Origin of the sequence: Candidatus Halocynthiibacter alkanivorans, from assembly GCF_003333265.1 — a bacterium.
GTDB classification, from domain to species: Bacteria; Pseudomonadota; Alphaproteobacteria; order Rhodobacterales; family Rhodobacteraceae; genus Halocyntiibacter_A; species Halocyntiibacter_A alkanivorans.
On the sequence record NZ_QOLB01000104.1, the window covers coordinates 1 to 6664 of the forward strand.

The 6664-nt window shown below is 58.4% G+C and carries 7 protein-coding genes, 1 tRNA gene and 2 pseudogenes; 5 read left to right on the forward strand and 5 right to left on the reverse strand.

Annotated features, from left to right (window positions below):
• Positions 1 to 399, forward strand: a pseudogene (locus DWA01_RS12730) (IS3 family transposase); the annotation flags it as partial.
• Here DWA01_RS12730 and DWA01_RS24040 read toward each other — a convergent pair.
• The 4 genes and pseudogenes from DWA01_RS24040 to DWA01_RS12745 form a co-directional block, all read right to left on the reverse strand.
• Positions 397 to 717, reverse strand: coding sequence for a MarR family transcriptional regulator (locus tag DWA01_RS24040; RefSeq protein ID WP_419187005.1), 321 nt, complete (start codon positions 715 to 717; stop codon positions 397 to 399). The pseudogene DWA01_RS12730 and the gene DWA01_RS24040 overlap by 3 nt on opposite strands.
• A gap of 84 nt (positions 718 to 801) precedes the next feature.
• Positions 802 to 987 (reverse strand): annotated as a pseudogene (locus tag DWA01_RS24045) (winged helix domain-containing protein); the annotation flags it as partial.
• Positions 988 to 1167: 180 nt separating this feature from the next.
• Complete coding sequence (locus DWA01_RS23890; RefSeq protein ID WP_272867854.1) at positions 1168 to 1824, reverse strand: tetratricopeptide repeat protein; 657 nt, start codon at positions 1822 to 1824, stop codon at positions 1168 to 1170.
• A 295-nt stretch (positions 1825 to 2119) separates the two neighbouring features.
• Positions 2120 to 2196: transfer RNA gene (locus tag DWA01_RS12745), tRNA-Ile, on the reverse strand.
• A 203-nt stretch (positions 2197 to 2399) separates the two neighbouring features.
• Between DWA01_RS12745 and purM the strand changes: the two genes are divergently transcribed.
• The 3 genes from purM (at position 2400) to rnd (ending at position 5269) form a co-directional block, all read left to right on the forward strand.
• Entirely contained in the window at positions 2400 to 3446 is a 1047-nt protein-coding gene (gene purM / locus DWA01_RS12750) for a phosphoribosylformylglycinamidine cyclo-ligase (RefSeq protein WP_114286213.1), read from the forward strand.
• Positions 3443 to 4033 carry a phosphoribosylglycinamide formyltransferase gene (gene purN, locus DWA01_RS12755; protein ID WP_114286214.1) on the forward strand — a complete coding sequence of 197 codons (591 nt, stop codon included), beginning with the start codon at positions 3443 to 3445 and terminating at the stop codon, positions 4031 to 4033. Before purM ends, purN begins: the two co-directional genes overlap by 4 nt.
• 78 nt (positions 4034 to 4111) lie before the next feature.
• Complete coding sequence (gene rnd, locus DWA01_RS12760) at positions 4112 to 5269, forward strand: ribonuclease D (RefSeq protein ID WP_114286215.1); 1158 nt, start codon at positions 4112 to 4114, stop codon at positions 5267 to 5269.
• Positions 5270 to 5464: 195 nt separating this feature from the next.
• Here rnd and DWA01_RS12765 read toward each other — a convergent pair whose 3' ends face one another.
• The gene (locus tag DWA01_RS12765; RefSeq protein ID WP_114286216.1) at positions 5465 to 5980 is read right to left on the reverse strand and encodes a hypothetical protein; all 516 of its coding nucleotides are present in this window, start codon (positions 5978 to 5980) and stop codon (positions 5465 to 5467) included.
• A 123-nt stretch (positions 5981 to 6103) separates the two neighbouring features.
• Here DWA01_RS12765 and DWA01_RS12770 point away from each other — a divergent pair, with 123 nt between their 5' ends.
• Entirely contained in the window at positions 6104 to 6529 is a 426-nt protein-coding gene (locus tag DWA01_RS12770; RefSeq protein ID WP_114286217.1) for a SufE family protein, read from the forward strand.
• Positions 6530 to 6664: the final 135 nt, after the last annotated feature.

A 6664-nucleotide genomic window follows, 5' to 3' on the forward strand; every position in this document is an offset into this window, starting at 1 on the left:
GCGCGATATTCTAAAAAAGGCCACCGTGTACTTCGCCAGGGATGCAAAATGAGGTACACGTTTATTGAACTGCATCGCACGCTGTTTTCGATCCGTGCGATGTGCCGTTGCTTGCGTGTTCACCCCAGTGGGTTTTACGCATGGCTCAAAATGCCTCTTTGCAAAAGAGCCCAAGAAGACAGGCGCCAGACGGAATTGATCAAAGAGGCCTGGGAAGCCAGCGGCAGGGTCTACGGGTATCGCAAGCTCCATGATGATCTGTGCGATCAGGGTGAGAGCAGTTGCCCGAACCGCGTGGCGCGTTTGGCGAGATTGGCAGGCATCAAGGCCCAGATCGGCTACAAACGCCGCCCTGGTAAGTATGGCGGCAAGCCGTCGGTCATCGTGGACAATACCTTACCAGTTGCCAGGGGTATCCAGGACGATGAACCCTTTGTCCTGCAATTCGCGAAACGCACGCTGGGCTGTGCCCTTCGATATGCCCAACGCTGCCACAGCCTCATTCATAGAAAGCCGCACGTTTCCGTTGTTCCCACCATTGAATCGCGTGTGGAGCTCCAGCCACACTTTGACAGCGGCCCCATTGAGGGACCGCCATGCTGATGATTTGAGTTGGGCATAGTGCAACGGGACATATTGCCCTTCGCTGGACCGCTTGCCTCCAATTTGTCCGCGGCTACCCATATAGAGTGGCCTCATCACAAATATAATAGGCATAGGTCCGCGCTCTGGGCTCGGATAAACCGTGTTTGCGCATTAGCCGGCGGACGGTGCTTTGCGATAGGGCAGGGAGCTTAACAATCACGTTGACGCCCCACTAAGTCCCAGAGTGATAACCTGAGCGTCGCACGCTAACCTGTAGCGAGGATGTCTACCTGAGTAGGTGCCGCCGTGCGGTTCAATCTCGGTTTCAATTGGAATGCCGCGTTTGCGCAAGGCATGGATGTACTCGCTCCTGCGGGGCGCTGGGCGCTCGAAAGTCGTGACGCCTTTGCTATTCCTTTGCTACGCACTACCGCGACATCTCTTGTGCCCTTGGACGGTGCCGAACGCCTGATTGAGGACTAGGGACCAGCACCACCAGAGCCGCGAAAGTGGTTCTGGCATAGATAGAGGGACCGCCATGTTGCTGGAGTGGGCTTTCCTGGGTGATAAGCTACCCGGCCCTTATCTACAGTTTTTATAATCTGAGGACATACAGTTACGGGCAGAATTCACGGCCTCGGAAATATCCGCCGGCGTCATTGTTTTTCCAACCTCCTCGCGGCGTTCCCGCGCGTACTCATCTCCGTTTGCACTCGCGATGTTCAGCCACATATGGGCACTGATACGGTCCGCGAGAACACCCTTGCCGTATTCGTACATGAGCCCGAGGTTGCGCTGGGCCATGGCGTGGCCCTTGTCGGCAGCAAGCCGGTACCACCGCACCGCTTCCTGGTCGTCTTCGAGAACACCCAAGCCGTTGCTGTACATGTACCCGAGATTATACTGAGCGCTGGCGTGGCCCTGGTCGGCGGCAAGCCGGTACCACCGCACCGCTTCCTGGTCGTCCGCGAGAACACCCTCACCGTTGTCGTACATGACCCCGAGCTTGTTCTGGGCTACGGCGTCGCCCTGCTCGGCCAATGACAAAATTTCCTTCAGGGCAGCCTGATAGTCACCACGCTCAGGAGCTTCAATGCCCCTGTCAATGTTCTGCCCAATTGCGCTATTGCCTGCGAAACTAACGATGACGGTCAGGATCCCGGTTCGAAAATAACCACCGAAGTTCCCAGCCCAACTTGAACCCATGCGTCTTAAATCCACCATATCCACCAATCTCATTCATGCCAAAATTCTAATACTCAACCTGTATAATGATCAAAGTTCAGCTGTACAGACGCCCCCTGCCTGCGGCAACGGTTGCAGATGCTCGCCATATGGGCAACACCGCCGCCGCCACACAGCGCGAACGGGTGAGGAGATAAAAAGTGCAGGTTTCAAATATTTTTTGCGCTGGAAGGTATAGGGCGTGAAAACGTGGGGCACGCTACCAGCTAAGTCATTGAAAGATAGTGAGCCGTAAACTCTAAATGTGGGGCGCGCATATCGTTTAAAATAAATGATTTAGGCGGAGATTTGGTAGGCCCGGCAGGACTTGAACCCGCAACCAAAGCGTTATGAGCGCTCTGCTCTAACCAATTGAGCTACAGGCCCGCCTGAGGCTTTGAATAGGCAAGCGCGCGGGCAGGGTCAAGCGGTGGTTTGCGCCAATTCCCTGCTTCTTCGCCAATGGGTTATATTTGCCCGCCCGGCGCCTGCTTTCCGCGCCGTCAACGCAATGGGGCCAAGGTGCTTTCCTTTGGCGCCCCCGTGCGCTAAAGCAGCCCCAAACGCGTATCAGCCAAGGAGCACTCACCATGACCACCGGCAAAAACGGCCTGACCTATGCAGACGCAGGTGTCGATATTGATGCAGGCAACGCCCTGGTCGACCGCATCAAACCCGCCGCCAAAAAAACCAATCGCCCCGGGGTGATGGCCGGTCTGGGCGGCTTTGGCGCGCTGTTTGATCTTAAAGGCGCCGGGTATGTGGATCCGATCCTGGTGGCGGCCACCGACGGGGTGGGCACCAAGCTGCGCATCGCCATTGATACCGGCAATGTCGACACGATCGGCATCGATCTGGTCGCCATGTGTGTGAATGATCTGGTCTGTCAGGGCGCGGAGCCGCTGTTCTTCCTCGACTATTTTGCCACCGGCAAACTCGAACTGGACCAGGCCGCACGCATCATTGAAGGCATCGCCAAAGGCTGTGAACTCTCTGGTGCAGCGCTGATCGGCGGTGAGACTGCTGAAATGCCCGGCATGTATCATGACGGTGATTTCGACCTGGCTGGTTTTGCGGTTGGCGCCATGGAACGTGGTTCTGACCTGCCTGCTGGTGTGGTCGAGGGTGACGTGCTGCTCGGCCTGGCCTCTGACGGGGTGCATTCCAACGGCTATTCTCTGGTGCGCAAAGTGGTGGAGCTCTCTGGCCTGGCATGGGACGACGACTGCCCGTTTGCCGACAGCAATCTCGGTGAAGCGCTGCTGACACCCACACGTCTCTATGTGAAATCGACCCTGGCCGCAGTGCGCGCCGGTGGTGTGCATGCGCTGGCCCATATCACCGGTGGTGGTCTCACTGAGAATCTGCCACGGGTGCTGCCGGACGATCTCGGCGCCGATATCAACCTGGATGCCTGGACCCTGCCACCCGTGTTCAATTGGCTGACCGGCGTTGCTGGCATGCAAGAGGCCGAGCTGCTGAAAACTTTCAACTCCGGCCTGGGCATGGTGATTTCTGTCGCGGCTGATCAGGCCGACGCCATCAAATCCCTGCTGGAGGCTGAAGGCGAAACCGTCTTTACCATTGGCACCGTGGGCAAAGGCGCCGGTGTGCGGTATTCCGGCACGCTTCTTTGAAACGGGTTGCGATCCTGATTTCGGGCGGCGGCTCCAATATGGTGTCGCTGGCCCAAAGCATGACCAGTGGCCACCCGGCGCGCCCCTGCCTGGTGCTCTCCAACGTGCCCGGGGCAGGCGGCCTCGCCAAAGCAGCGGACCTGGGCATCAAAACCGCCGTGGTGGACCACAAACTCTACGGGGCCGACCGCGCCGCCTTTGAAAGCGCGCTCACCGCAGCGCTGGAAGCCGCAGAACCCGACATCATCGCGCTGGCCGGTTTCATGCGCATCCTGACCCCGGGGTTCATTTCCCGCTGGCAAGGCCGTATGCTCAACATCCACCCGTCGCTGCTGCCCAAATACAAAGGGCTCAACACCCATGCCCGCGCGATTGAAGCCGGCGATACCGAGGCCGGTTGTTCTGTGCATGAGGTCACCGCTGAGCTCGATGGCGGCCCGATTCTGGGCCAGGCCCGGGTGGCAATCGCACAAAACGACAGTGCCGACAGCCTTGCCGCGCGCATTCTGCCGCTGGAACATACGCTTTATCCAGCGGTGCTGAAGCGCTTTGCAGAGGGCAGCAAAGACACGGTCCTGCTGCCCTGAACGCCCGCCACTTTTCTTTTGGCTGAAAACTGCGTATGACAGGCCAACCGGAACGAGCGAGAAGAGCATTTTAAGTCAATGATTACCCTGACCACGACCGAAGACCTCGCCGCTTTCTGTGAGAAAGCCAAAAATCATCCCTATGTCACCATTGACACGGAATTCCTGCGCGAGCGCACCTATTATTCCAAGCTTTGCCTGGTGCAGCTGGCATTGCCCGGCGATGAAGAAGGCAATGCGGTGCTGCTGGATCCGCTGGTCGCCGGTCTGTCACTTGAGCCACTATATAAGCTGATGCAGGACGAAAGCGTGGTTAAAGTCTTCCACGCCGCGCGTCAGGATCTGGAGATCTTCTTTATTGAAGGCGGTGTTATTCCCAAACCGCTGTTTGACACCCAGGTCGCGGCGATGGTCTGTGGTTTTGGCGAACAGGTTGGCTATGAAACTCTGGTGCGCAAAATCGCCCGCGAAGATCTGGACAAGACCTCGCGTTTTACCGACTGGTCGCGCCGTCCACTGACCACAGCTCAGGAAACCTACGCGCTGGCGGATGTCACCCATCTGCGGGTGATCTATGAGTTCCTCGCCAAAGAGATCGAAAAATCCGGTCGCCAGAGCTGGGTCGAAGAAGAGCTGCTGGTGCTCACCACGCCGGGCACCTATGTGGTCGAGCCTGAAAATGCCTGGAAACGGGTGAAAACCCGCACCAGTTCCGGCAAATTCCTTGCCGCCGTGCGCGAGCTGGCACGGTTTCGTGAAGAATATGCCCGCGACCGCAACGTCCCGCGCAATCGCGTCTATAAAGATGATGCGATGATGGAGCTGGCCTCCAGCAAGCCCAAAAACGCTCAGGATCTCAGCCGCTCACGCCTGTTGCTGCGCGAAGCGCGCAAGGGTGACATTGCCGATGGTATTATTGCGGCGATTGAAGCGGCGGCGAATTACAAACCTGAAGACATGCCAAAAGCGGACAACAGCCGCGACAAGCTGCAGGTGAACCCGGCGCTGGCCGATATGCTGCGGGTGCTGCTGAAGGCGAAGTCGGAAAATGCCGGTGTGGCCCAGAAAATGATCGCCACCGCCTCTGATCTGGACCTGATTGCGGCGGGCAAACGAGACGTCGCGGCGCTGTCCGGCTGGCGCAGCGAAGTGTTCGGGCGCGATGCGTTGCGGCTTTGCAATGGCGAAATCGGCCTCGCGGTCAAAGGCCAGCGGGTGGAAGTGATCAAAGTGTGATCTGCAACAGCTGATCCGGGTCGTATGATCCGGGGAAACCAAAAACGAAAAAGCCGCCCCGGTCATCCCGCGGGCGGCTTTTTCATTCTTTTGATAATGCCGGTACTGCCGGAGAGCTGCGCCTCTGGGAGTACCGCGGCTCTGGGGGGGCACAATTGAACGCCCACATTTTTCCGAGGGCGCAGGGCAGGCGGCTCAGCGCCGCGTTACCCGTGCATTTTCCGCCGCCAGCACTTTGATCTCGTTTATACCTTCAAGCTGTTGCAGCGTCAGAAAAACGGCGACGGTGATCCCGCGCTGGCGGGCGGCACCAATCACGGCACTTCCCGCAGGCGGGCGGGCGCGGAACTGATACAGCAGTTGACCAGGTTTTTCTGCCGGGATCTTCACCAGCTGCGCGTCAAAATAGCCCAGTGCCGGCACCACACCGCTGGCGCGGATGATCGCCCCGTCCGGGCTGCGTTCACTGCTCAGGGCGGTAACCGTACTGATCATCGGCCGTGTATCGGTGAAATCAACATAGCCCTTTTTGGGCGCGAGGCTCTGCAATACAACCTGGCCCGGAACAGCCGCCGCATCCGCCACGGCGACGGTCTCAGACGCTCCAAACCAGTTGAAGGGATTCAGCGAAGCCAGAGAGCCACCGGAACCTCCGGCACAGCCCGCGAGAACGCCAAAGCTCAGAACCGCGACAATAAGTTTTTGTGTCATACCCGCCCCTAAAAATATTTGCACAACAGCTAACGCACCGCAGCGGGGTTGAAAAGGGGCTCGGGGCTGGACCCGGCGGTGGTGAGTGCTTAAATGGAAGGGAGACAAGCAAGGATACCGCGCATGGCCACCGAAGCCTTTGAAGAAATCGCAGAGACGTTTGAGTTCTTTGACGACTGGGAAGACCGCTACCGCCATGTGATTGAGCTTGGCAAAGCGATGCCGCCACTGGATGACGCTTTTAAAGTGCCCGCCACCAAAGTGGACGGCTGTGCCAGCCAGGTCTGGCTGGTGCCGCGCATCAGCGGTGGCGGCGCGGCGGCGGTGTTTGACTTTGACGGCGAAAGTGACGCGATGATCGTGCGCGGGCTGATTGCGGTGCTGCATGCGCTCTATTCCGGGCTGTCACTGGCCGAGGTGCTGAAAGTGGATGCCGCTGGCGAGCTGGCGCGGCTGGGGCTCAATGATCACCTCTCGGCGCAGCGTTCCAACGGGCTGCGTGCCATGGTCGAACGCATTCGCCACACGGCGGCGCTGCAAGCCGCCTGAGCCGCGCCTTATACCAAATCGCCCAGATTCTGACTCGTGTTTTGCGGGTTTCTCTTTGGGTTTGTTTGTGATTCCCTTTTGGAATAATCGACACTCTTTGTGGAGGGGATCATGGTTGGCATTGAGTTACGGGGA

Excerpts from the sequence above, each read along its gene's own strand:
- DWA01_RS24040 (WP_419187005.1), bottom strand. The coding sequence starts at position 717 with ATGCCTATTATATTTGTGATGAGGCCACTCTATATGGGTAGCCGCGGA.
- DWA01_RS23890 (WP_272867854.1), bottom strand. The coding sequence starts at position 1,824 with ATGAGATTGGTGGATATGGTGGATTTAAGACGCATGGGTTCAAGTTGG.
- purM (WP_114286213.1), top strand. The coding sequence starts at position 2,400 with ATGACCACCGGCAAAAACGGCCTGACCTATGCAGACGCAGGTGTCGAT.
- rnd (WP_114286215.1), top strand. The coding sequence starts at position 4,112 with ATGATTACCCTGACCACGACCGAAGACCTCGCCGCTTTCTGTGAGAAA.
- DWA01_RS12765 (WP_114286216.1), bottom strand. The coding sequence starts at position 5,980 with ATGACACAAAAACTTATTGTCGCGGTTCTGAGCTTTGGCGTTCTCGCG.
- DWA01_RS12770 (WP_114286217.1), top strand. The coding sequence starts at position 6,104 with ATGGCCACCGAAGCCTTTGAAGAAATCGCAGAGACGTTTGAGTTCTTT.